Annotated in this window: 21 protein-coding genes; 12 read left to right on the top strand and 9 right to left on the bottom strand. The window is 62.5% G+C overall.

What is annotated here, in order from left to right:
* The 4 genes from J4E53_RS15320 to J4E53_RS15305 all read right to left on the bottom strand — a co-directional run.
* Positions 1-1,272, bottom strand: a 1,272-nt coding sequence (locus J4E53_RS15320; protein WP_207268158.1) for an OprD family porin, incomplete at its 3' end; no start/stop codon positions are given.
* A 533-nt stretch (positions 1,273-1,805) separates the two neighbouring features.
* The gene (locus J4E53_RS15315) at positions 1,806-2,006 is read right to left on the bottom strand and encodes a hypothetical protein (RefSeq protein WP_057449186.1); all 201 of its coding nucleotides are present in this window, start codon (positions 2,004-2,006) and stop codon (positions 1,806-1,808) included.
* A 244-nt stretch (positions 2,007-2,250) separates the two neighbouring features.
* Positions 2,251-3,357, bottom strand: a complete 1,107-nt coding sequence (gene aguA / locus J4E53_RS15310) for an agmatine deiminase (protein WP_103308420.1) — start codon at positions 3,355-3,357, stop codon at positions 2,251-2,253.
* A gap of 252 nt (positions 3,358-3,609) precedes the next feature.
* A complete protein-coding gene (locus J4E53_RS15305; RefSeq protein ID WP_103308421.1) occupies positions 3,610-6,522 on the bottom strand; it encodes an aminotransferase in 2,913 nt (970 codons plus the stop codon).
* Between the two features lie 209 nt (positions 6,523-6,731).
* Between J4E53_RS15305 and rfbB the strand changes: the two genes are divergently transcribed.
* The 7 genes from rfbB to J4E53_RS15270 all read left to right on the top strand — a co-directional run bounded on the left by rfbB (position 6,732) and on the right by J4E53_RS15270 (position 13,867).
* The gene (rfbB, locus tag J4E53_RS15300) at positions 6,732-7,814 is read left to right on the top strand and encodes a dTDP-glucose 4,6-dehydratase (RefSeq protein ID WP_103308422.1); all 1,083 of its coding nucleotides are present in this window, start codon (positions 6,732-6,734) and stop codon (positions 7,812-7,814) included.
* Complete coding sequence (gene rfbA, locus J4E53_RS15295; RefSeq protein ID WP_060739649.1) at positions 7,811-8,686, top strand: glucose-1-phosphate thymidylyltransferase RfbA; 876 nt, start codon at positions 7,811-7,813, stop codon at positions 8,684-8,686. Before rfbB ends, rfbA begins: the two co-directional genes overlap by 4 nt.
* Entirely contained in the window at positions 8,683-9,228 is a 546-nt protein-coding gene (rfbC, locus tag J4E53_RS15290; protein WP_060739650.1) for a dTDP-4-dehydrorhamnose 3,5-epimerase, read from the top strand. Before rfbA ends, rfbC begins: the two co-directional genes overlap by 4 nt.
* The gene (rfbD, locus tag J4E53_RS15285; RefSeq protein WP_060739651.1) at positions 9,225-10,109 is read left to right on the top strand and encodes a dTDP-4-dehydrorhamnose reductase; all 885 of its coding nucleotides are present in this window, start codon (positions 9,225-9,227) and stop codon (positions 10,107-10,109) included. Before rfbC ends, rfbD begins: the two co-directional genes overlap by 4 nt.
* A 68-nt stretch (positions 10,110-10,177) precedes the next feature.
* Positions 10,178-11,986, top strand: coding sequence for an ATP-binding protein (locus J4E53_RS15280; protein ID WP_103308434.1), 1,809 nt, complete (start codon positions 10,178-10,180; stop codon positions 11,984-11,986).
* Entirely contained in the window at positions 11,983-13,374 is a 1,392-nt protein-coding gene (locus J4E53_RS15275; RefSeq protein ID WP_060739653.1) for a sigma-54 dependent transcriptional regulator, read from the top strand. Before J4E53_RS15280 ends, J4E53_RS15275 begins: the two co-directional genes overlap by 4 nt.
* Before the next feature lie 37 nt (positions 13,375-13,411).
* Positions 13,412-13,867: a YiiD C-terminal domain-containing protein gene (locus J4E53_RS15270; RefSeq protein ID WP_060739654.1), complete on the top strand. Its 456-nt coding sequence runs from the start codon at positions 13,412-13,414 to the stop codon at positions 13,865-13,867.
* 150 nt (positions 13,868-14,017) lie between these two features.
* On the opposite strand, the gene cysQ is transcribed toward J4E53_RS15270, so the two are convergent.
* Positions 14,018-14,845 (bottom strand): 3'(2'),5'-bisphosphate nucleotidase CysQ, encoded by an 828-nt coding sequence (cysQ, locus tag J4E53_RS15265; protein WP_103308423.1) that lies wholly within the window; start codon positions 14,843-14,845, stop codon positions 14,018-14,020.
* Positions 14,842-15,408 carry an ADP compounds hydrolase NudE gene (gene nudE, locus J4E53_RS15260; RefSeq protein ID WP_060739656.1) on the bottom strand — a complete coding sequence of 189 codons (567 nt, stop codon included), beginning with the start codon at positions 15,406-15,408 and terminating at the stop codon, positions 14,842-14,844. Before nudE ends, cysQ begins: the two co-directional genes overlap by 4 nt.
* A gap of 88 nt (positions 15,409-15,496) precedes the next feature.
* Between nudE and yrfG the strand changes: the two genes are divergently transcribed.
* Positions 15,497-16,159: a GMP/IMP nucleotidase gene (yrfG, locus tag J4E53_RS15255; RefSeq protein WP_060739657.1), complete on the top strand. Its 663-nt coding sequence runs from the start codon at positions 15,497-15,499 to the stop codon at positions 16,157-16,159.
* A 111-nt stretch (positions 16,160-16,270) separates the two neighbouring features.
* Here yrfG and lysM read toward each other — a convergent pair whose 3' ends face one another.
* A complete protein-coding gene (gene lysM, locus J4E53_RS15250; protein WP_060739658.1) occupies positions 16,271-16,711 on the bottom strand; it encodes a peptidoglycan-binding protein LysM in 441 nt (146 codons plus the stop codon).
* Between the two features lie 133 nt (positions 16,712-16,844).
* On the opposite strand from lysM, the gene J4E53_RS15245 reads away from it, so the two are divergent.
* The 4 genes from J4E53_RS15245 to J4E53_RS15230 all read left to right on the top strand — a co-directional run bounded on the left by J4E53_RS15245 (position 16,845) and on the right by J4E53_RS15230 (position 21,830).
* The gene (locus J4E53_RS15245) at positions 16,845-17,732 is read left to right on the top strand and encodes a LysR family transcriptional regulator (protein WP_060739659.1); all 888 of its coding nucleotides are present in this window, start codon (positions 16,845-16,847) and stop codon (positions 17,730-17,732) included.
* 93 nt (positions 17,733-17,825) lie between these two features.
* Positions 17,826-18,665 carry a formate dehydrogenase accessory sulfurtransferase FdhD gene (fdhD, locus tag J4E53_RS15240; protein ID WP_103308424.1) on the top strand — a complete coding sequence of 280 codons (840 nt, stop codon included), beginning with the start codon at positions 17,826-17,828 and terminating at the stop codon, positions 18,663-18,665.
* Positions 18,662-21,010, top strand: coding sequence for an FdhF/YdeP family oxidoreductase (locus J4E53_RS15235; RefSeq protein ID WP_103308425.1), 2,349 nt, complete (start codon positions 18,662-18,664; stop codon positions 21,008-21,010). The genes fdhD and J4E53_RS15235 overlap by 4 nt, the downstream gene beginning before the upstream one ends.
* A 340-nt stretch (positions 21,011-21,350) precedes the next feature.
* Positions 21,351-21,830, top strand: a complete 480-nt coding sequence (locus J4E53_RS15230) for a glycine zipper domain-containing protein (RefSeq protein WP_060739662.1) — start codon at positions 21,351-21,353, stop codon at positions 21,828-21,830.
* Between the two features lie 78 nt (positions 21,831-21,908).
* On the opposite strand, the gene J4E53_RS15225 is transcribed toward J4E53_RS15230, so the two are convergent.
* The gene (locus tag J4E53_RS15225; protein ID WP_092475515.1) at positions 21,909-22,328 is read right to left on the bottom strand and encodes a thioesterase family protein; all 420 of its coding nucleotides are present in this window, start codon (positions 22,326-22,328) and stop codon (positions 21,909-21,911) included.
* Between the two features lie 46 nt (positions 22,329-22,374).
* Entirely contained in the window at positions 22,375-23,601 is a 1,227-nt protein-coding gene (locus J4E53_RS15220) for a 3-hydroxyacyl-CoA dehydrogenase (protein WP_103308426.1), read from the bottom strand.
* Positions 23,602-23,690: the final 89 nt, after the last annotated feature.

The following is a 23,690-nucleotide window of genomic DNA, read 5'->3' as shown; positions in this document are numbered from 1 at the left end:
CGGGTAATCCACGAACACCCGCAGCTCATTGCCGCTGACGTTGTACTCGCTGGACTTCTGCGACACCCGCAACACGGAGCTGCGCAACCTGACGCTCAAGTCCTTGGCCGGGCCGCCCTGGACCACGTACTTGAACTGGTTGAAGATCTCGCGCTCGGTACCGCCTTCGCTGGTGGACGTGGTGATGTTATCGCCACGCACATAAGCGACGTTGTAGGTCAGGCCCGGAACGCCGAAGGTGGTGAAGTCCAGGCCGTAGCCCAACTGCCAGCTGCGCTCATCCTCGGCGTTGAAGTCGGACCAGTAGGAGTTGGCCAGGTAGATCGTGTTGCCGCCGTCACCCACACGATTCTGCCCGCGCTGATAGCCGCCGTAGGCGTAGCCCAGGTTGCTGTCGCCGGTGCTGCGCTGGTGAGCGAGCGTGAAGCTGTGCGGGCCGGTGGCGAAGGTGGCGGCCAGGCTCCAGATCTTGTTGTCGTCGCCGGTGACGTTGTTTTCGCGAACGTAGCTGTTGTCCAGCTTGGTGCGATAACCGTTGAAGTCCAGGGTCAGGGACTGATCCTTGGCCAGCGGGAACACGTAGTTGGCGTTCACGTATTGCTTCTTCAATACGTCCTCGACATCCGAGGCGTAGAGCGAAGCCTTGAACTGCTCGGTGAACTGGTAGCTGCCGCCCAATACGTTGATCGACTTCAGGCCACCGCTGTCGCGGCCTTCGGCGCTCTTGCGCGATTCGGCGGTGAAACGGCCGGCATTCAGTTCCAGGCCCTTGATCTCCTTGGAGGTGATCAGTGTGCCGGTGTAGCTTTCCGGCAGCAGGCGCGAGTTGTCATAGCTCAGCACCGGCAGGGCCGGCATCTGGTCACCGTAGGCCAGTACGGTGTTGGAAACGCGGAACTTGACCGCGGCACCGAACTTGGACAAGTCATCGGCCGCGTTGCCGCTGTCACCTTGCTTGAAGAAATCGATGCCTTGCGCACCGCTACGACCTTTGCCGCCGTCCAGACGCAATGCGTACAAGCCGAAGGCATCTACACCCACGCCCACCGTGCCCTGGGTGAAACCGGACGAGAACGTACCGATGGCCGCCTGGCCCCATTCGGCCTTGTCCTTGTTGCCGTCTTTGTAGTCGCGGTTGATATAAGCGTTGCGCAACAGCACTTTCAAGCTGCTGTCTTCAACGAACCCCTTTGACTCCGCCTGGTCGTTGGCCATGGCGTGTGTCGTGCTCAAGATCCCCAGTGCGATCAAACTAATGCGCTTGTTCAACATGATTATTTTCCTTGTACGGGTTGATACGCACCGCGGCGAGCAGCCGAAATGGCGCTTTCTGCGCTCTTTTTCGGACTCTTGCTCCTGAAAATAATGAAAAGGCCCGCCCACGTCTGATCGTGTCGGGCCTTTTTATTATTTAAGAGTCATGGCTGTCAGCCACAGGCGTAGGGCGAATCCTAGTCGCGCCCTCAACAGTGTGTCAATTTCGTGAATCGTCTGTAATTAGGCGAAAAACATCTAAGATTCGATCAAAACGAACAGCCGTCCAAACCGCAAGTCGCCGAGGGCGCGCAGGCCTGCTCCGGCGGGGTTTGCTTGAGCCATTGGGCGAAGGCCTAGGGCTTGCCCAGCCCCCCTGTGGGAGCGAGCTTGCTCGCGATGGCAGTGTGTCAGTCAACAGTCGTGTTATCGATCCACCGCTATCGCGAGCAAGCTCGCTCCCACAGGGATTTTTGTGTGAACTCGAAAACCCGCGGGCACAAAAAAAGCGCTGCCATCCCGGCCAGCGCTTTTTATCAATCCGTCGAATTCTATCCTTGCATCACATCCCACAACGCTTCCAACTCAGCCTCGCTGAACAGGCCAGCGGGGTAACGCTCAACGATCATCCGGCGCGGATCAGGTTCTCTGATCTGACGCGTTCCGTTGGACTTCAACCACTGCGCCAAGGCTTGAAGCGACTCACCATTGACGGCCAAGGGATGGCATGTGCGCTCGCTTGTCATATTCATTCCAGCGCCCTCTCCTGGTTGATGAGCGGCTAATTTATCCAAGGTTTATGACAAAACAACTCAGCTCCATTCCCCGGAACTGCCGCGGATCCGATACAAGAGCTATGCCAATGTATCCACGCCCACCCATGAACAGATACAAAAAAACCCACGGCCCAATCGGGCCGCGGGCTTGCCGGGATGGATCCAAAATCGCCGCCCCGGGGCCGGCGCAGGCGCTATCAGCAGCCTGTTACATCGCCACTCATTTTACGTACGGCGCGGGTTGCTGTTGGGTAAGGCAATGAATGTTCCCGCCGCCCAGTAACAGTTCGCGCCCGGGCACCATGACCACTTCGTGCTGCGGGAACAGGTTCTGCAGGATGTCCCTGGCCGGCGCGTCCAGCGGGTCGTCAAAGCTGGGCGCGATGATGCCGCCGTTGACGATCAGGAAGTTCACATAGGAGCCGGCCAGTCGCACGGTTGGGTTGCGCTCCTGGGAACCTTCCACCGCATCCACGCCCGCGCATTCCTCTTCGGTGGCATACATCGGCCCCGGAATCGGCATTTTGTGCACTGTGAACGGGCGCCCCTTGGCGTCAGTGCTGTTTTGCAGCACATCCATCGCCGCATGGCAGCGGGTGTAGTTCGGGTTTTGCGGGTCGTCGGTCCAGGCAAGCAGGACTTCGCCCGGACGCACGTAGCAGCAGAAGTTATCCACATGGCCGTCGGTTTCGTCATTGAACAGACCGTCCGGCAGCCAGATGACCTTGTCCACCGCCAATTGCGCGCTGAGCACCGCCTCGATCTGCTCACGACTCATGTGCGGGTTGCGATTGCGGTTGAGCAGGCATTCCTCGGTGGTGATCACGGTGCCTTCGCCATCCACATGGATCGACCCGCCCTCGAGCACAAAACCTTCGGTGCGATAACGCGGGCTGCGTTCGATCTCGAGGACCTTGCTGGCCACTTGCGCATCACGGTTCCAGGGCGCATACAGGCCGCCGTCAAAACCGCCCCAGGCGTTGAAATCCCAATCGACACCGCGCACTTCCCCGCTGTCATTGATCACGAACGTAGGGCCGGTATCGCGGACCCAGGCATCGTCGCTGGACATTTCCACCAGGCGGATATTCGGCACGTCGAGGCGCGCCCGGGCATTTTCGTATTGGGCCGCGGACACCGCCACGGTCACCGGTTCAAAACGGGCGATGGCCTTGGCGACCGCCACGTGGGCGGCCTGCGCGGGCTTGCCGCCCAGGCGCCAGTTGTCCGGACGCTCGGGCCAGATCATCCAGACCTGGGTCTGGGTCGCCCATTCGGCAGGCATGTGGAAACCATCCGCGCGCGGAGTGCTGTGCAACGTTGTCATGGGTCATCTCCTGGGCGATGGGCAGTGGCAACTTTATAAACGATAAATATCGACTAATAAAGCCACAAAAACTTAGCACCATCAAAAAAAAGCGAAAAACACCGACAAAAATCGATTTAAAAGGTGCGCCAAACCCTGTGGGAGCGGGCTCGCTCGCGATAGCGGTCGTTCAGCCACATTAATATTGGCTTGGACACCGTCATCGCGAGCAAGCTCGCTCCCACAGGAGAACAGCGTGGCGTTCCAGATCGATTACAGCCCCTCGTCCAATACCTTCGCCAGCATATCGACAAAGAAATCCACACTCTGACGCGTGGTCACCATCGGCGGCTTGATCTTGAGGATGTTCAGATAATCGCCAGTCGGTTGCATGAAGATCCCCAACTCCCGCAGGCGATTGCACAGCGCCATGGTCTCTTCAGTGGCCGGCTCCAGGGTCTCGCGATCACGGATCAGTTCCACGCCCAGGTAGAACCCGGAACCATGCACCGCACCGACCAATGGATACTGGTCGATCAAAGCCTCCAGTCGAGCCTTGAAGTGCCCGCCAACCACCCGTGCGTTTTCCCAGAGGTTGTCTTCTTCCATGACATCCAGCACCGCCATGCCGATCTGGCAACTGACCGGGCTGCCACCGGCCGAGGAGAAGAAGTACCCCTCGGCTTCCAGCGCCTCGGCGATTTCCCGGCGGGTGATGACCGCACCCAGCGGCTGGCCGTTGCCCATGCCCTTGGCCATGGTGATGATGTCCGGCACCACGCCTTGCTCTTCGAAGCCCCAGAAAAACTCGCCCATGCGTCCGTAACCGACCTGCACCTCGTCGGCGATACAGACCCCACCGCGCTCGCGCACCATCGCATAGACCTGCTTCAGGTAACCGGGCGGCAGTGCGATCCCACCGGCGTTGCCGTACACCGGTTCGCAGATGAAGCCGGCGAGCTGACGCTTGCTCTCGGCAATTTTCGCCAGGTTGTGCTCGACACTGCGCACGTAGTCCGGCGCACTGTCGGGACCGCGGAACTCGCCACGGTAGGTGTTCGGGGCGGTCACCGGGTGCACCCAGTCCGGGCGGCTGCTCAGGGCCTGGGGGTTATCGGCGATGGACGTCGACACCGCATCGGCGGCCACCGACCAGCCGTGATAGGCCTCCAGCACACTGAGCATGTCCCGTCCGCCGCTGTAGGCCCAGGCCAGGCGGATCGCCAGGTCATTGGCCTCGGTGCCGCTGTTGACCAGGAACACCCGGTCCATGTTCGACGGCGACAGCGCCAGCAGACGCTCGGAGAATTCGGCGATCGCCGCGTAGTGGAAACGCGAGTTGGTATTGAGCAGCGACCATTGCCGGGCAGCCACCGCCGCCATGCGGGGATGGCCGTGGCCCAGCACGGCGACGTTGTTGAGCATGTCCAGATACGAGCGGCCCTGCATATCGATCAGGTGGTTGCGCCAGCCACGCTCGATGCGCGGCGGATCGACGTAATAATGTTTCTGCGAACGGGCGAAGCTCGCATCGCGGCGGGCCAGCAGTGCCTCGGGATCGACCTCCGGCTCGGCATCGCAGGCCAGCCCCAGCAGCACCGCCGGCGAAGGGCAAAGCGCCTGCCAGGCCTGGGCCCTGGAGGGCGTGCAGAACAGCGGCGGATTCACCTGGGCGCCCCGGCACAACTGGACCTGCAACGGCCCCGTGACTTCACCCAGCACCTGCCCCTTGACCAGCGCCGCCCCGGAATGCAACGGCGACGTCACGCCCCACACGCGCACGCTCAGCTGCGCGCTGTCCAGTTGCAACATACCGTCGGCAGCCTTGTGCACAACCCCGGCGAACGGCGATTCGAGCGGCGTGCCCTGAGGCACACTCAACGCCACGTGCAACGGATAAGTGTCGGGTTCCACGGCACTGTCCGGCCGGGTGCGCGACAAACGGTACTGCCCGTAGCGGCTGGCAGCCAGGCCGTGAAGCCCGGCGGCCTCGTCCAGCAGGCGCTGGTCGATCCCCGGCTGCTCCCAATTGCCGGCCTCGAAATGCGGGCTCAGCACACCCAGGTCGATCAGGGCGAACTCACGCCCCACCAGGGTCGGCAACAGCGGCGCAAAGCCCTCGCTGGCAATGGCCGGCAGGCTGTGGCCGACGGCGGTGAGAATCGCCGCTTCCATCAGTTCGAAAGGCACCGAGTGAGCCACTCGGAAAATCTCCCACTCATGGGCCAGGTTGTCGCGGCTGTACTGGTTGTCCGGGTCGATGGAAACCTGCTGTTCACCGCTGAGCACCAGCACCGCGGCGCGCGCCACGATCAGTGGCCATAGCGCCAACAGCTCCTGGTGCTGCAAGGGGTTGACCGCGTGGTAGGCCTTGATCGCCGGCAAGATGAAGAACGGATCGCCGTCGGCGTGATGCAGCAGGGCCGCGCACGTCACCGACAAGTCAGTGATGCGCCAGGTACGGACCAGGTCGCCGAAATCGATGACGCCCTGCAATTGCCACTGGCGCTGGGCATCGCGCTGCCAGACCACGTTGTCATCGGTGATGTCCATGTGGATCGCCTGCACCGGCAAGCTGGCCTTGAGCGGTTGCAAGCGTCGCTCGGCCTGTTGCGCGACCTCGGCGACCAGATGGCGCCGTTGTTCATCCGCGATGACAGGCAACAGGTACTCGACCAGGGCCGGGGCATGGCGCGCGTCCCATTGCAGGGTGCGCTCCAGGCCCGGGTGGTCGAATGTCGCCAGGGCCAGGTCCATTTCCGCGCACAGGCGGCCCAGGCCCGTTACAAGCTCGGGTGTCAGGTGCTTGAGTTGCGTGAGGGACTGGCCGTCGATGTACTCCAGCAGGCGCATGTGAATCGCTTGGCCGTCGACGTCCAATGTCAGCAGGTCCAGCCCGTTGCTGGCACAAATCACCCGCGGGACTTTCACCGCGTCGTGTCCGACCAACTGCTTGAGGGCTGCGTGTTGGGCCTGTATTTCCGGGACAGCGTAGTCGCCGTGGCAAATTTTCAACACAAAGCGCCCGCGCTCGCTGTCGACGCGGTAGTTGAGGTCCTGGTTGCTGCCAAGGGGTCGCAGGTCGCCACTGAGTCCGTAATTCAAGCGCAACAGCACCAGCGCTTGCTCGGCGCTGATCTGTGGGCTTGGCAAACTGGCACGGTGAACCAACGTAGCGAGTGGCATACAAGGACCCCTGAAGTGGTTTTGTTTGGATGCCTATCTCGCCACTGAGCCGGAGGATAAGCAACCCCTCTGTTCAAAAATATGCACAGCCCTCCTGAGACGCTGCAGGGGGAGAGTGTGTCCAGGGGATATTCGCTTGCGCCGCTCCCGCCATGCCGACAAGCTATGCTCCCTATGCTTTGTCGTCCCACGGAAAAAGGCTTAACCGGATGCGCATTCTCATCACTGGCGGTGCTGGCTTCATCGGCTCGGCGCTCATACGGCACTTGATTCTCGATACCGAGCACCAAGTCTTGAACCTCGACAAGCTGACGTACGCCGGCAATCTCGAATCGCTGAGCAGCATCGATCACGACAGCCGCTACGAATTCGTCCAGGCCGACATTGTCGATCAAGCGACCGTCAGTGCTGTGCTCGCGCGATTCAAGCCTGAGGCCATCATGCACCTGGCGGCCGAGTCCCATGTAGACCGCTCCATCGATGGCCCGGCAGACTTCATCCAGACCAACATCGTCGGCACCTACAGCCTGCTGGAAGCCACCCGCGCTTATTGGCAGGCCCTGGCCGAGCCGCAGAAGCGCGCGTTTCGCTTCCACCACATCTCCACCGACGAAGTGTATGGCGACTTGCACGGTGTGGATGACCTGTTCACCGAAACCACCGCCTATGCCCCAAGTTCACCGTATTCGGCGAGCAAGGCGGCGTCCGACCACCTGGTCCGTGCCTGGCAACGCACCTACGGCTTGCCCGTGCTGTTGACCAACTGCTCGAACAACTACGGGCCGTTTCACTTCCCCGAGAAGTTGATTCCCCTGGTGATTCTCAATGCGCTGGCCGGTAAACCGTTGCCGGTCTACGGCAACGGCCAGCAAGTGCGCGACTGGCTGTTCGTCGAAGACCATGCCCGGGCACTGCTCAAGGTCGTCACCCAGGGCGCGGTCGGCGAGACGTACAACATTGGCGGGCACAACGAGCAGAAAAACATCGACGTGGTGCGCAGCATCTGCGCGCTGCTCGAAGAATTGGCGCCACGCAAACCCGAAGGCGTCGAGCACTATGCCGACCTGATCAGCTTCGTCCAGGATCGCCCCGGCCACGACCTGCGCTACGCCATCGACGCCAGCAAGATCGAACGGGAACTGGGCTGGACACCTCGGGAAACCTTCGAGACCGGGCTGCGCAAGACCGTGCAGTGGTACCTCGAGAACCTGCTGTGGTGCCAACGTGTCCAGGACGGCAGTTATCAAGGCGAGCGCCTGGGCTCGCTCGACAACAAGGATGCAATTGCATGATGAAAGGCATTGTCCTGGCCGGCGGTTCCGGCACCCGCCTGCACCCGATTACCCTCGGGGTGTCCAAGCAGCTCTTGCCGATTTATGACAAACCGATGATTTATTACCCGATCTCGGTGCTGATGCTCGCGGGCATCAAAGACATCCTGATCATTTCCACCCCTCAGGATCTGCCGCAATACCGCAACCTGTTGGGCGACGGCCAGCAGTTTGGCGTGCACTTCAGCTATGCCGAGCAGCCATCGCCCGATGGCTTGGCCCAGGCGTTCCTGATCGGCGAACAGTTCATTGGCAGCGACTCGGTGTGCCTGATCCTGGGCGACAACATTTTCCACGGTCAGTATTTCGGCGAGCAATTGCAGACGGCTATCAACCGGCCAAGTGGCGCGACGGTGTTCGGCTACTGGGTCAAGGACCCCGAGCGATTTGGCGTGATCGACTTCGACTCGGAAGGGCGGGCGATGTCCATCGAAGAAAAACCCACTGCGCCTAAATCCAGCTACGCGGTGACCGGCCTGTACTTCTACGACAACGACGTGATCGAGATCGCCAAGGCCATCAAGCCATCCAAACGCGGCGAACTGGAAATCACCGACGTCAACAACGCCTACCTGCAGCGCGGCGACCTGCACGTCGAGCGCTTCGGCCGCGGTTTCGCCTGGCTGGACACCGGCACCCACGACAGCCTGCTGGAAGCTTCGCAGTACGTGCAGACCATCGAACATCGCCAAGGCCTGAAAGTGGCGTGCCTGGAAGAAATTGCCTACCAGCAAGGTTGGGTCAGCCGCGAGCACATCCTTGAGCGCGCCCAGTATTTCGGCAAGACCGGCTACGGCCAGTACCTGTTCAAGATCGCCGGAGAAACACGTTGAACGTCATCGCCACCCGTCTGCCGGATGTCCTGATCATCGAACCGAAAGTCTTCGGTGACGATCGGGGTTTTTTCTACGAAAGCTTCAATGCCCGGGCGTTTGCCGAGGCGACCGGCTGCACCCTGCAGTTCGTCCAGGACAACCACTCACGCTCCACCCGGGGTGTGTTGCGGGGCCTGCACTATCAGATCGAACAGGCCCAGGGGAAACTCGTACGCGTCACTGCCGGGGAGGTGCTGGATATCGCGGTGGACATTCGTCGCAGCTCGCCGACCTTCGGCCAATGGGCAAGCGTTCGCCTGTCGGCGCAGAACCATCGGCAGCTGTGGGTGCCACCAGGGTTTGCCCACGGCTTTGTCGTACTGAGCGAATCGGCAGACTTTCTCTACAAGACCACCGATTACTACTCCCCCTCGGCCGAGCGCTGCATTCGCTGGGACGATCCGCAACTGGCCATCGATTGGGCGCTGGAAGGCGCGCCGATCCTCTCGGCCAAGGACCAGAACGGCAAGGCCTTGCACGAGGCAGACCTGTTCCCATGAATTCCAACCTGCGCATCCTGATCATCGGCCGCAATGGCCAGGTTTCCCAGGCACTCCAGTCGCGCCTGAGCGGCATGGGCGAGTTGCTGGTACGCGGCAGCGACCAGCTCGATCTGGCGCAACCGGACACCCTGCACGCGCCCATCGAGGCCCTGAGGCCCGACCTGATCATCAATGCCGCCGCTCACACGGCCGTCGACCAGGCCGAGAGCGAACCGGAACGGGCGTTTGCCATCAATGCCACGGCACCGGGCATCCTGGCCCAAGCAGCGCTCGCCCTGGGCATCCCGTTGATTCACTACTCCACCGACTACGTCTTCGATGGCCTCAAGCCCGCCCCCTACACCGAGGACGACACGCCCAACCCGCTGAGTGTCTACGGGCGCAGCAAACTGGCTGGCGAACATGCCATCGGCCAGGCAGGCGGCCAGCACCTGATCCTGCGCACCAGTTGGGTGTACTCCACCGAGGGACGCAATTTCCTGCTGACCATGCAACGCCTGTTGCAGGAAAAACCGCAGCTGCGGGTGGTGGCCGATCAGATTGGCGCACCGACCTGGGCGGGCACCATTGCCGACAGCACCGCCCAACTGATCGAACGCTGGCAGGCCGGTCAACCCGGAGCCTGGGGCACCTATCACCTGACGGCCCGGGGCGAGACGTCCTGGTTCGGTTTCGCCCAGGCCATCGGCGAAAACCTGCTGGAGCGACACAAGCCATGTGCACTGCTGGAGCCCATTGCGTCCAGCGCTTACCCGACGCCGGCCCCTCGACCGCTGAACTCGCGCCTGGACTGCAGCCGCCTGCTCAAGGAGTGGTCGGTGAGCCAACCCGACTGGCGAGACGCGTTGCAGCAGTGTCTTGCCGGACAAGCCTGGTAAGGCCTTACAAATAGTATTTGCGGGGCAACTAGGCATAATACGCCTGTCACCACAGGCGCCCGATGCTCATGAATTCCACCCTTCCCCGCAGACCCCGTTGGCGCAGCCTGGCCTTGCTCGCGCTGTGCCTGGCACCGTTGCTGTGGCCGTTGGAGCATCTGGCCGAACGTTATTACCGCAGTGAACTGGCCGGGCAGAACCGCCAGACCCTGGACCTTTACGTCGCCAACTTGTTGGGCACGCTGCACCGCTATGAGGTGCTGCCACAGATTCTCGGCGACCTGCCGGCCCTGCGCGCCGCCTTGTCGGCCCCGGACGACGGCGTGACCCAAGGCAACGCCAACCGGCTGCTGAAAAACATCAGCGCCCAGACCGGCGCGGAAGTCATGTACCTGATGGACCCCACCGGCAAGACCCTGGCGGCGTCGAACTGGGACAAACACGACAGTTTCGTCGGGCGCAACTTCGCCTTCCGTCCGTACTTCATCGAAGCCATGGCCGGGCGCCTGGGGCGCTTCTTCGGCCTGGGCACCACCTCGGCCAAGCGTGGTTACTTCTTCGCCGCTGCCGTGCGCGACCGCGAGAAAGTCATCGGCGTGCTGGTGGTCAAGGTCGACCTGGACCATACCGAAAGCCTGTGGGGCAAGACCCCGGAGCAGTTGCTGGTAACCGACCACAATGGCGTGGTCATCCTCACGTCGCGCCAGGAATGGCGGTTTCGCGCGACCCGGCCGTTGGGCGACGACGAGCGCAAGGCCATCAGTGCGGTACAGCCTTATCCGACCCGCGACCCCAAGCCGCTGAACCTGGATGCCAACGCCTGGCTGACCCAGACCCAAGCCATCGAAGAAACCGGCTGGAGCGTGAGCATTCTCGCCCCGCGCACGTTGATCGACCGTCCTGTGCGCACCGTGGTCGCCATCGGCGGCGCGGCATTGCTGGTCTTGATGCTGTTGCTCGGCTTGATGATGCAACGCCGGCGCCATTATCTGGATCGGATCGCCTTCGAAGCCAAGGCCCGCCACCAGTTGGAAGGGCGGGTGGCGGAACGGACCAGCGACCTGGAAGGGCTGAACCGACGTTTGAAGCAGGAAGTGCTGGAGCGCGAGCAAGCCCAGCAGGAGTTGGTCCGTGCCCAGGATGACCTGGTGCAAGCCGGCAAGCTGTCGGCCCTGGGCACCATGTCGGCGAGCATCAGCCACGAACTCAACCAGCCGCTGGCGGCGATTCGCAGCTACGCGGAAAACGCCGAGATATTGCTCGACCACCAACGCACCGAGGATGCCCGCGGCAACCTCAAGCTGATCAGCGAACTGACCGGGCGCATGGCCTCGATCATTGCCCACTTGCGCGCCTTTGCCCGCCGCGACCGTCATGCCCCGGAAAGCGTCGCCCTGCAACCGGCGCTGGACGACGCCCTGGCGCTGCTCGCCAAACGCCGGCGCAGCATGGAAGTGGAACTGATCCGCGACTTGCCGGCCGCCACGCTGTGGGTCGAGGCCGGCGAAACCCGCCTGCGCCAGGTACTCGGCAACCTGCTGGCCAACGCCCTCGATGCGCTCACCGAGAAAGGCCCGCCGCGCAAACTCTGGCTCAGCGCCCAGGCCACTGACACCGGCGTCAACCTGTACATCCGCGATAACGGCCCGGGGTTTTGCATGGAAGCCCTGGGCCGCGCCGGCGAGCCCTTCTACACCACCAAGACGCGCACCCAGGGCCTTGGCCTGGGGCTGGCGATCTGCGACACCCTGATGCGCGCCTTCGGCGGCGAACTGTCGTTCGCCAACCACAAGGAAGGCGGCGCCCTGATCACCCTGAAGCTGCGCGCCGGCGCACCCGGGGTGAGCCTGCAACCGTCCGAGGACCGAAGTGTATGACCATCGATAACCGGATTGAGGTGGTGCTGATCGATGACGATCCCCATCTGCGTCAGGCCTTGAGCCAGACCCTCGACCTGGCCGGCCTGAAAATCCTGCCCCTGGCCGAAGCCAAGGGCGTGGCCGGGCAACTGCCCCGTGACTGGCCGGGGGTGGTGGTCAGTGATATTCGCATGCCGGGCATGGATGGCCTCGAACTGCTGGGCGAACTCCACGCCCAGGACCCGGAACTGCCGGTGCTGCTGATCACCGGCCACGGCGACGTGCCGCTGGCGGTGCAGGCGATGCGCGCCGGGGCCTACGACTTCCTGGAAAAACCTTTCGCCAGCGATCATCTGCTCGACAGCGTACGCCGCGCCCTGGCCTTGCGTCGCCTGGTGCTGGACAACCGCAGCCTGCGCCTGGCCCTGAGCGACCGCCACGAACTCAGCGCCCGCCTGGTCGGCCAATCGACTCCGATGCTGCGCCTGCGCGAGCAGATCGGGGCACTGGCCGCCACCCGCGCCGACGTGCTGATCCTCGGTGAAACCGGTGCCGGCAAGGAAGTGGTCGCCCGTGCCTTGCACGACCTCTCGAGCCGACGCAATGGCCCCTTCGTGGCGATCAACGCCGGGGCCCTGGCCGAGTCGGTGGTGGAAAGCGAGCTGTTCGGCCACGAGCCCGGTGCGTTTACCGGCGCGCAGAAACGCCGTATCGGCAAGTTCGAATTCGCCAACGGTGGCACGCTGTTTCTGGATGAAATCGAAAGCATGAGCCTGGATGTCCAGGTCAAGCTGCTGCGCCTGCTGCAAGAGCGCATGGTGGAACGACTGGGGGGCAATCAACAGATCCCGCTGGATATCCGCGTCATCGCCGCGACCAAGGAAGACCTGCGCCAGGCCGCCGACCAGGGACGTTTCCGCGCCGACCTGTATTACCGCCTGAACGTCGCGCCGCTGCGCATACCACCGTTGCGCGAACGGGGCGAGGATGCGCTCATGCTATTCCAGCACTTCGCCAACGAAGCCAGTGCTCGCCATGGCCTGCCACCCCACGAATTGCAGCCGGCGCAACGGGCGTTGCTGCTGCGCCACAGCTGGCCGGGCAATGTCCGGGAACTGCAGAACGCCGCCGAGCGCTTTGCCCTGGGACTGGAACTGGCCCTGGATAACAGCGTGCCAGACGGCAACCCCGGCGCACCGGTGGAACTGGTCAGTGGCGGCTTGAGCGAGCAGGTGGAAAACTTCGAGAAAACCCTGATCGCCGCCGAACTGGCGCGTCCCCACAGCTCGGTGCGCAGCCTGGCCGAAGCCCTGGGCATCCCCCGCAAGACCCTGCACGACAAGTTGCGCAAGCATGGCCTGACCTTCGGCGACAGCAGCCAGGGTTCGGCCGATGAGTCCGATTGAAATATCGTCATTTCCCCGTCAAGCAAGAGGCCCCGCAATGAACCGCGACAGCCGTTACCTGGAATCGATCCTGCACCACGACATCCCCTTGACCCGGGACATGGGCCTCAAGGTGCTCGATTGGCAGGCTCGGCAACTGCGCCTGTCCTTGCCGCTGGCGGCCAACGTCAACCACAAGAGCACCATGTTCGGTGGCAGCCTGTATTGCGGCGCCGTACTGGGTGGCTGGGGCTGGCTGCACCTGGCCCTGCGCGAGGAAGGCATCGAAGACGGGCATATCGTGATTCAGGAAGGGCAGATCAGCTATCCGCTACCAGTGACCCGCGATGCGACTGTCGTCTGCGATGCGCCCGAGGAAAAGCTGTGGAAACGCTTCCTGGCCACGTATCGGCGCTATGGCCGGGCGCGGCTGGCGTTGCAGACACAGGTGATGAACGTGGGAAGCGATGAAATCGCGGTGCAATTCGAGGGGCAATACGTGTTGCACCGCTGAAACACCGCCGGCCCCTGTGGCGAGGTATCGCTGTGTGGGAGCAAGGCTTGCCCGCGATGGAGGCGCTGCGGTCTTTCAGAAATCGAGGCGCCTGTATCGCGAGCAAGCTTTGCTCCCACAATCCCCTCGCCACAAGGGATCGAGCCAGACTTAAGCGCGAGCCAGCTCCAACAGCTTCCCACGCCACGCCGCTTTGGCCGGCAACGCCAGGAATGACGTATTCAACAGCGACTCCCGCGGTGGATAACAGAACGGTTCGCCGCTCAAGTCCAACACCTCGCCACCCGCGCCTTCCAGCACACCCTGGGCGGCGGCGGTGTCCCACTGGGAGGTCGGCGCCAGCCGGGGATAACAATCCGCAGCGCCTTCGGCCACCAGGCAGAACTTCAACGAACTGCCAATGCTGGTCAGTTGCAGCTCGCCCAGGCTCCCGCTCAAGCCCTCCAGCAGGCGTTCCTGCTCCGGGCTGGTGTGCCGGCGACTGGCGACCACGGTGAACGCTTCGCCCGGCGCCAATACATCACGAACCGCGATAGGCAAAGGCACACCGCCCTTGTCGCCACGCCAGGCACCCAACCCGGCGCCGCCGACGTAAAAGCGTCCATTGGTCGGCATCGACACCACACCGAACACCACACGGCCCTGTTCCACCAAAGCGATATTGACGGTGAACTCCTCGCTGCCGGAGATGAACTCCTTGGTGCCATCCAACGGGTCCACCAGCCACCAGCTCTGCCAGCCGGCGCGCACGCCTTGGGCAATATCGGCGTCCTCTTCGGAGAGGATCGGAATATCCGGGGCCAGCGCCGTCAACCCGGCCACGATCACATCATGAGCCGCCATGTCCGCGGCAGTCACCGGCGACTCGTCGGCCTTGTGGTTGACCTGCACGTTGGCGCGCCAGAACGGCAGGATCGCTTCACCGGCCTGGAGCGCCAGCTCGACTACGGGAGCCATCAACGGATGAGGGAAAGTCATGACAGGAACGCTCCACGCTGGGCCAGCAGGTCACGGGCCAGGTACAGCGCCGCCAAGGCCCGGCCCTCGGTAAATTGCGGGTTCTGCGCCAAGGCCGAGAGCTCACGCAGGTTGACCTTGTCCACCCCCATCGGCTCGGGCTCGTCGCCCTCCAGCCGTTCTTCATACAGATCGGTGGCCAGCACCACCTGGATCTTCTGGCTCATGTAGCCAGGGGACAGCGATAACTCGGTCAGGTGTTCCAACTGTCGCGCGCCGAAGCCGGCTTCTTCCTTGAGCTCCCGCTCGGCCGCCGCCAGCACATCTTCCCCTGGCTCGATCAAGCCCTTGGGCAGGGACAGTTCGTAGGCATCGGTGCCACCGCAATACTCTTCCACCAGCACCGCGTGGTCGGCGTCGAGCATCGCCACGATCATCACCGCGCCGTAGCCCGCACCGTTACTCGCCAGACGTTCATAGGTACGCTCCACACCGTTGGAAAACCGCAATTTCAGTTCTTCCACACAGAACAGGCGGCTGGTAGCGACGATCCGGCGATCGAGTATGGTGGGTTTCTGGCGCATAAACGGCTCCCTGGGCGATAGCGGGCTACTATACCCGGCCTATTCTGATTGTTTGTGTCGGATATCCGATTACCGCTGGAGAAGTTTTATGGCCTTGCTGCCCTGGCATGAGATCGATACGGTTCTACTGGACATGGACGGCACCCTGCTGGACCTGCATTACGACAACCATTTCTGGCTCGAACACCTGCCCCAGCGCTACGCCGAACTGCATGGCGTGAGCCGGGCGATGGCCGAGATGGAACTGCAGCCCCTGTTCGAGCGCAACGCCGGCCAGTTGCAGTGGTATTGCCTGGATTTCTGGAGCACTGAACTGAAGTTGCCGGTGCGCGAACTGAAGTTGGAAACCGCCCACCTGATCGCCTTGCGCCCGGACGCCGATACGTTCCTGGCGGCCATCCAGCGGGCCGGCAAACGCGTGGTAATGATCACCAATGCCCACCGCGATTCGTTGTCCTTGAAGCTGGAACGCATCGAACTGGCCCCCTACTTCGAACGCTTGATCAGTTCCCACGACTACGGCTTCCCCAAGGAAAACCCGCAATTCTGGGACGCACTGCAAGCCGACCTGAATTTCGACCCGGCCCGCAGCCTGTTCATCGACGACACCCTGCCGGTGCTGCGCAGCGCCCGGGATTTCGGCGTGGCGCACCTGTTGGCGGTCAGCGAGCCGGACAGTCGCAAGGGACCGAAGAATACGGGGGAGTTCGAGGCGTTGGGGGATTATCGGGACTTGATTGCCGGGCTTTGAACCGCGCCGTATTCATCGCGAGCAAGCTCGCTCCCACATTGGTTTCGCGGCGAACCAGGAAACCCTGTGGGAGCGAGCTTGCTCACGATGAAGACAACACAGGCCTGCAAGTTACTCGGGAATACGCAGCACCTGCCCCGGGTAGATCTTGTCCGGGTGCGACAGCATCGGCTTGTTGGCCTCGAAGATCTTGTTGTACTTGTTCGCGTCGCCGTATTCGGCCTTGGAAATGGCGCTGAGGGTGTCGCCTTTCTTCACCGTCACGAAACGCGCCGCCTTGGCCACCGGGCCCGTCACGGTGATCTGGTCGTCGACACTGCCGACGCCGGCGATGTTGCCCACCGCCAACAGGATCTTTTCCTTCTCTTCCTGGCTCCCGACTTCACCGGTCACGATGACTTTGTCGCCCTCGACGGTCGCCTGCACGTTCGGATTGCCCAGGCCGACCTTTTCAATGTGCTCTTTCAGTTGTTCGCTGGCATTGGCATTGCCGGGGGTCAGCAGGTCGATCAGCTTTTCACCGGCTTCCTTCACAAAGCTAAAGATACTCATGGCACACGCTCCTTGATTTAAATGTCCAGACGCAAAGACTAGACCAGGCGAGACGAACCCGGTTCCCAGCCGACCAATGACCCCGCCACGCGCAAGCGCTAGAATCCGGATCTTCCCGCGCCCTGGAGCGAAGATGGACATCAAGCAGCTGAAATTTCTCATCGCGCTGGACGAAACCCGTCACTTCGGCCAGGCCGCCGCACGCTGCCATATCACCCAGCCGACCCTGTCGATGCGCCTGCGCAGCCTTGAAGAAGAACTCGACCTGCCGCTGGTCAACCGCGGCCAGCGCTTTGAAGGTTTCACCGCGCCAGGAGAACGGGTGCTGGCCTGGGCGCGCACGGTGCTGGCGGCCTATGACGGGCTGCAGGCCGAAGCGGCGGCTTGTCGGGGCAACCTGGTGGGTACGCTGCGCCTGGGCGTGGTGCCGTTGTCGGACTTCGACCCGCTGGCGATGATGCAGCGCTTGCACACCGAGCACCCCAGCCTGCGTTTCGAATTGTCGTCCCTGAGCTCCGAACGCATCCTCGAACAGTTGGCGAACAACCGCATCGACCTGGGCGTTTCCTACCTGGAGCGCCTGGACAACGAACGTTTCGAGGCCCTGCCCTTCAGCCCCACCCGCATGGGCCTGCTTTACGACCAGCGTTATTTCTTTTTCGGTGAACAACCGCTGAGTTGGGAAGCCTTGATCGAACTGCCCCTGGGCATGCTCACCAGCGGCATGCATTTTCGTCAGTCCATCGACCACAACTTTCACAGCCGGGGCCTGACCCCACAACCGCTGTTGCAAACCGACGCGGTGCACCAATTGTTACAAGCTGTGCACGGCGGGCTGTGTTGCGCGGTGATGCCCCTGGACAGCGGCCTGGACGTCCTGACCGAGGACTTGCGCATCCAACCCATTGAAAACGCCCAGACGCTAGTCCCGCTGGGCCTGATCATGCGGCGCGGTGCCCCCCGCTCGGCGTTGGCAGAGGCCTGTTTTGCCCTCTACCAGAAATCAGCGACGACTTCTTGATCGACGTCATCTATTGGAAGATCAGTAATAGCGATTAGACGTGGCAGATTGCCGCATTTAGTCTTAACACTATTCCTACTTTCAGTGATGCCCATGAACGACAAGCCTCCGGTCAGTCCAGCGCCAGCGGTGGAAACATCCACGCCGGTCGCCAGCCAGAGCTATCGCTACTGCAATCTGGACCACTCTCAATCGGACAGCACCGCGCTGGCCGAGGAAGTGGCGCTGGCGATTGCCTATAACGGCATCAGCCAGGCAGTCATGCTGGTCACCCCCACCGACCTGGAAGACTTCATCGTCGGTTTCAGCCTCGGCAGCGGCATCATCGAAGATTCATCGGACATCTATGACCTGCAACTGAGCGGCACGGGTGCCGCGCACTATGCCCAGGTGACCATCGCCAACCGCGCCTTCTGGAACCTCAAGCAGCAACGCCGGCAGCTGGCGGGCACCAGTGGCTGCGGATTGTGCGGCGTGGAAGCGGTGGAACAGGCCTTGCCAAACCTCAGGGTGCTGCCCGGCGCCCCCCTGCCCGCGGCGCAATGGCTCGATGGCCTGCGTGACCGTATCAGCCAGTTCCAGCCCCTGGGCCAACATTGCGGCGCGGTCCATGCGGCGTTGTTCATGAACGCCCAGGGTGAATTGCTGCTGGGCCGCGAAGACATTGGCCGGCACAACGCCCTCGACAAGCTGATCGGCGCATTGATCCGGCAACAGATTCCAGTGACCGGCGGCGTGGCGATCGTCACCAGCCGTTGCAGCCTCGAACTGATCCAGAAAGTACTGCGCGCCGGCATCCAGACCCTGGTCAGCCTGTCGTCGCCCACGGGCCTCGCCGTGCAGTGGGCCCGCCAACACAATCTCAACCTCATCCACCTGCCGCAAAAAAGTGCGCCGCGGGTCTACAGCCCTGCGATGGAGAAACAAGCGTGAGCAATCATCAACAAGCCGACCAGAAACCCGTACCGCGCTACAAGCCCTACAAGGGCCCGGCCGGTGGTTGGGGTGCGCTGATCAGTGTCGCTCAGGCCTGGTTGACCAGCGACAACGCGCTGAAAAACATCCGCATGATGCTCAAGACCAACCAGAATGGCGGTTTTGACTGCCCTGGCTGCGCCTGGGGCGACTCTCCCGAAAGCGGTATGGTCAAGTTCTGCGAGAACGGCGCCAAGGCCGTGAACTGGGAAGCCACCAAGCGCCGCGTCGACGGTGCATTTTTCGCCAAGCACAGCGTGACCTCGCTGCTGGAGCAGAGCGACTACTGGCTCGAATACCAGGGTCGCCTGACCGAGCCAATGCGCTACGACGCCGAAACCGACCGCTACAAGCCCATCAGTTGGGAAGCGGCGTTCGCCCTGATCGGCAAGCACCTGCAAGGGCTGTCCAGCCCCAACCAGGCCGAGTTCTATACGTCGGGCCGGGCCAGCAACGAAGCGGCCTACCTGTATCAACTGTTCGTGCGCGCCTACGGCACCAACAACTTCCCCGACTGCTCGAACATGTGCCACGAAGCCAGCGGCGTAGCGCTGGCCCAGAGCGTGGGCGTGGGCAAGGGCACGGTGACGTTCGATGACTTCGAGCACGCCGACGCGATTTTCGTCTGGGGCCAGAACCCTGGCACCAATCACCCACGGATGCTCGAACCACTGCGCGAGGCGGTGAAACGTGGTGCCCAGGTGGTGTGCATCAACCCGCTCAAGGAGCGAGGCCTGGAGCGCTTCCAGCACCCGCAGAGCCCGATTGAAATGCTCACCAACGGCAACAAGCCGACCAACACCGCGTATTTCCGCCCGGCCCTGGGTGGCGACATGGCGATCTTGCGCGGCATGGCCAAGTTCCTGCTGCAATGGGAGCGTGAGGCGCAGAACAGTGGCACGGCGTCGGTCTTCGACCATGCATTCATCAATGAACACAGCACCAACGTACTGGATTACCTGGCGGCGGTCGACGATACGCCGTGGGAACAGATCGTCGAGCAGTCGGGCTTGACCCTGGTCGAAATCGAGCAGGCGGCGCGCATGTACGCCACCAGCGAGAACGTGGTCATGTGCTGGGCGATGGGCATCACCCAGCACCGTCACTCGGTGGCGACCATCCAGGAAATCGCCAACGTGATGATGTTGCGCGGCAACATTGGCCGGCCAGGCGCAGGCTTGTGCCCGGTCCGCGGCCACAGCAACGTGCAGGGCGACCGGACCATGGGCATCAACGAGCGTCCGCCGGTGGCATTCCTCGACGCCCTGGAGCGGCGCTTCCAGTTCAAGGTACCGCGGGAAAACGGCCACAACGTGGTCGAGGCGATCCACGCCATGGCCGACGGCCAGGCGAAGGTGTTCATCGCCCTGGGCGGCAACTTCGCCCAAGCCACGCCGGACAGCCATCGGACCTTCCAGGCCCTGGCCAATTGCGAGCTGACGGTGCAGATCAGCACCAAGCTCAACCGCAGCCACCTGGCTCACGGCAAGGACGCGTTGATCCTGCCGTGCCTGGGCCGCACCGACATCGATTTGCAGACCGAAGGCGCGCAAGCGGTGACCGTGGAAGACTCCTTCAGCATGGTGCATGCCTCATTCGGCCAGTTGCAGCCGCTGTCGAACCAGATGCGCTCCGAACCGTGGATCATCGCCGGCATTGCCGCCGCCACTCTGGGTAGCCGTCCGGTGGACTGGAATTGGCTGGTGGCCGACTACAGCCGCATCCGCGACCTGATCGCCGATACCATACCCGGCTTCAAGGACTTCAACGAAAAGCTGAAGAACCCTGGTGGATTCTATCTGGGCAACAGCGCTGGTGCGCGTCGCTGGAACACCCCGTCGGGCCGCGCCAACTTCAAGCCCAACCGGTTGCCGAGCGACCTGGTGCATGAACGTACCCGCGCCACCGGCCAGTTGCCCGACCTGATCATGCAGTCCATGCGCTCCCACGATCAGTACAACACCACCATCTATGGCCTCGATGACCGCTATCGCGGCGTCAAGGGCCAGCGTGACGTGCTGTTCGCCAACGAAGCGGACATCATTCGCCTGGGCTTCAAGCCAGGGCAGAAAGCCGACATCGTCTCGCTCTGGGATGACGGTCGCGAACGTCGGGTCAAGGGTTTTACCCTGCTGGCGTTCGACATTCCGGCCGGGCAGGCTGCTGCCTACTACCCTGAAGTGAACCCGCTGGTGCCGCTGGAAAGCACGGGCGACGGCAGCCACACGCCGACGTCGAAATTCGTCGCGATCCGCCTGGAAGCGGCGAGCGAGAATGGACTGATCCTGGCCAAGTCGGCCTGACACAGTTCATTGGCGAGGCGATTGGATTGTGTGGGAGCAAGGCTTGCCCGCGATGAAAGCGATGCGGTCTTACAGGAATAGGGACGCTGTGTCGCGAGCAAGCTTTGCTCCCACACAGCTCGCTCCCATGATCGTACTTTTCGAGCGCCCACAAAAAAGGCCGTTTTCCCTAGAAAACGGCCTGTCCGAAGTAGCTAAAGACCGGCCAATTCGCGTTAAGTTCCGACCGTAAAACAATAACTTAGAGAATTGTGCACAAGTCGTGTTACTCGTCGGATTTCGATTGTAAGCAAGCGAAGCGAGCCTCAGGATCGCGCCGTCATCCCTTTGAGGCTCCTCTATGAAGTTCTCCTCCATTCTCTTGTTGTCCCTTAGCCTGGCCAGTGGCATCGCTAGCGCCGGTGGTACTGCCGAAGCAGGTGTGGGCGGCGCATTGGGCGGGGTTTTGGGTTCGGTCGTCGGCCAGTCCCTGGGCGGCAACACCGGTTCCACTATCGGCGCGGCGCTGGGCGGTGCGGGCGGCAGTGCGGTCGGCGCAGATAAACACAGCCGTGGCGAAGCGGCGATCGGCGGCGCGCTGGGCGCGGCCGGCGGTAACGTGGTCGGCCGTAGCGTCGGTGGCAGCACCGGCAGCCTGATCGGTGCGGCGGCGGGCGGTGGCGCGGGTGGCGCCCTGGGTAACTACATGGGCAAGGACGATGACGATGACCGTCGTTATGACGATCGCCGTGGTGATCGCCGCTACTACCGTGACGGCCATCCAGGTCGCGGCCATGCCTACGGGCACCGCAAAAAACATCATCGTCACTACCGCGACTAACGGCTGATCGATACCAGCCGTTGAAGATCGCAGCCTCCGACAGCGCCCAGCGCTGACAGGAGGCTGCGATTTTTTGTTTCAGACCACCAACCGCTCCAACGCCCCACGTAGACGATCCGCAATTGCCACCGGCCGATTCGACGCCCGATCCACGAATACGTGAACAAAACGCCCCGCCGCACAAGCCTCCTCCTCGCCCGCCTTGAACACCGCCAGCTCATACTGCACCGAACTGCTGCCCAACTTGCCAACCCGCAGGCCGATTTCAATCCGGTCTGGAAAGGCGATCGAGGCGAAGTAGTCGCAGGCCGAACTCACCACGAACCCCACCACGTCTCCGTCATGGATATCCAGGCCGCCGACTTCGATCAGGTAGGTATTCACAGCGGTATCGAAAAAGCTGTAGTAGGTGACGTTGTTGACGTGACCGTACACATCGTTGTCGTGCCAGCGCGTGGTGATGGGCTGCAAGTGTGGGTATTCGTTGCGTTGGGGCATCAGCTGTCCTTTACGGTTGTTCAATGGTCTTGACGTGGCACGGGGCTCAGGCCTGCGCGAATCCCTTGCCCTGCGCCGCCAGCTCGCCAATCACACGCGCGGGCTTCCACTGGTCGCCCTGCTTCGTTTCGAGTTCCAGCAGGCGTGCGTGGATGGCTTCCAGCCCTTGCTCGTCAGCCCAGGCCATCGGCCCGCCCTTGTCCGCAGGGAAGCCGTAGCCGTTGAGGTAGACCAGGTCGATAGCGTGGGCCGACTCGGCAATGCCTTCCTGCAGGATCTTCGCCCCCTCGTTGACCAGCGCCAGCAGGCAACGCTCGAGGATTTCCTCGGGGCCGATCTCGCGACGCTGGAACCCCAGCGCCTCACTGACTTGCAACACCAACGCATCGACCTCGACATCATGCTCGGCCTGTCGACTGCCCGGCTCGTAGTGATAATACCCATTGCCGCTTTTCTGGCCGAACCGTCCCAGCTCGCACAGACGATTGTCCACCTGCACCTCGGGCGCATCCTGGCCCTTGCCCGCCAACTCACGGGCGCGCCACTCCAGGTCGATGCCAACGACGTCGTACATGCGAAACGGTCCCATGGCGAAACCGAAGCCTTGCAACGCTGCATCCACCTGATGGGGGAACGCCCCCTCCAGCAACATCTTGCGCGCTTCCAGCACATACGGATGCAGCATCCGGTTGCCGATGAAGCCATGGCAGTTGCCCGATATCACGCTGACCTTGCCCATGCGCTGGCCCAGCACCAGGGCCGCATCCAGCACCGCTTTGGAGGTTTGTGCGCCGCGAACGATCTCCAGCAGCTTCATGATGTGTGCCGGACTGAAGAAATGCAGGCCCAGGACCTGGGCTGGCCTGCGGGTGACGGCGGCGATGGCATCGATGTCCAGCGCCGACGTGTTGCTCGCCAGGATGGCCTCGGGTTTGAGCAGGCCGTCCAGCTCGCGAAAGATGCTCTGTTTGAGCTCCAGGTTTTCGTAGACCGCTTCGATCACCAGGTCCACCTCACGGATCGCCGCGTAATCATCCGCCCGTGTCACCCGGGCGATCCGTGCATCTGCCTCACCCTGGTCGATACGGCCCTGGCGCACACCATGGGCATAGGTCTCGGCCACGGCAACCAGTGCCTGCTCGAGCATCTGCGGATTGTTGTCGACCCACTGCACCGCCACGCCGGCGTTGGCCAGGCACATCACGATGCCCCGCCCCATGGTGCCGGCACCGACTACCGCGGCGCGCTGAATATCGAAAGGTGTCTGGCTCATGTTGGCTCTCTTGTTGGCGATCCGAAGACAGCCCTCACCTTAGTCAGCCGCCGAGTGTTTTTGAAATTTATTCGTGTGATGAAGGGCAT

This window comes from Pseudomonas sp. FW305-28 (assembly GCF_017351395.1).
Classification (GTDB): domain Bacteria; phylum Pseudomonadota; class Gammaproteobacteria; order Pseudomonadales; family Pseudomonadaceae; genus Aquipseudomonas; species Aquipseudomonas fluorescens_AA.
Note: the sequence above shows the minus strand (reverse complement) of the source record. Positions and strands in the feature narration are given on the sequence as shown.

What these genes read in the sequence shown, in the direction of transcription:
- J4E53_RS15275 (WP_060739653.1), top strand. Translation starts at nt 11,983, where the DNA reads ATGACCATCGATAACCGGATTGAGGTGGTGCTGATCGATGACGATCCC.
- J4E53_RS15230 (WP_060739662.1), top strand. Translation starts at nt 21,351, where the DNA reads ATGAAGTTCTCCTCCATTCTCTTGTTGTCCCTTAGCCTGGCCAGTGGC.
- aguA (WP_103308420.1), bottom strand. Translation starts at nt 3,357, where the DNA reads ATGACAACGTTGCACAGCACTCCGCGCGCGGATGGTTTCCACATGCCT.
- J4E53_RS15220 (WP_103308426.1), bottom strand. Translation starts at nt 23,601, where the DNA reads ATGAGCCAGACACCTTTCGATATTCAGCGCGCCGCGGTAGTCGGTGCC.
- J4E53_RS15225 (WP_092475515.1), bottom strand. Translation starts at nt 22,328, where the DNA reads ATGCCCCAACGCAACGAATACCCACACTTGCAGCCCATCACCACGCGC.
- nudE (WP_060739656.1), bottom strand. Translation starts at nt 15,408, where the DNA reads ATGCGCCAGAAACCCACCATACTCGATCGCCGGATCGTCGCTACCAGC.
- lysM (WP_060739658.1), bottom strand. Translation starts at nt 16,711, where the DNA reads ATGAGTATCTTTAGCTTTGTGAAGGAAGCCGGTGAAAAGCTGATCGAC.
- rfbB (WP_103308422.1), top strand. Translation starts at nt 6,732, where the DNA reads ATGCGCATTCTCATCACTGGCGGTGCTGGCTTCATCGGCTCGGCGCTC.
- rfbD (WP_060739651.1), top strand. Translation starts at nt 9,225, where the DNA reads ATGAATTCCAACCTGCGCATCCTGATCATCGGCCGCAATGGCCAGGTT.
- J4E53_RS15270 (WP_060739654.1), top strand. Translation starts at nt 13,412, where the DNA reads ATGAACCGCGACAGCCGTTACCTGGAATCGATCCTGCACCACGACATC.
- cysQ (WP_103308423.1), bottom strand. Translation starts at nt 14,845, where the DNA reads ATGACTTTCCCTCATCCGTTGATGGCTCCCGTAGTCGAGCTGGCGCTC.
- yrfG (WP_060739657.1), top strand. Translation starts at nt 15,497, where the DNA reads ATGGCCTTGCTGCCCTGGCATGAGATCGATACGGTTCTACTGGACATG.
- J4E53_RS15315 (WP_057449186.1), bottom strand. Translation starts at nt 2,006, where the DNA reads ATGAATATGACAAGCGAGCGCACATGCCATCCCTTGGCCGTCAATGGT.
- rfbA (WP_060739649.1), top strand. Translation starts at nt 7,811, where the DNA reads ATGATGAAAGGCATTGTCCTGGCCGGCGGTTCCGGCACCCGCCTGCAC.
- J4E53_RS15280 (WP_103308434.1), top strand. Translation starts at nt 10,178, where the DNA reads ATGAATTCCACCCTTCCCCGCAGACCCCGTTGGCGCAGCCTGGCCTTG.
- J4E53_RS15305 (WP_103308421.1), bottom strand. Translation starts at nt 6,522, where the DNA reads ATGCCACTCGCTACGTTGGTTCACCGTGCCAGTTTGCCAAGCCCACAG.
- J4E53_RS15245 (WP_060739659.1), top strand. Translation starts at nt 16,845, where the DNA reads ATGGACATCAAGCAGCTGAAATTTCTCATCGCGCTGGACGAAACCCGT.
- fdhD (WP_103308424.1), top strand. Translation starts at nt 17,826, where the DNA reads ATGAACGACAAGCCTCCGGTCAGTCCAGCGCCAGCGGTGGAAACATCC.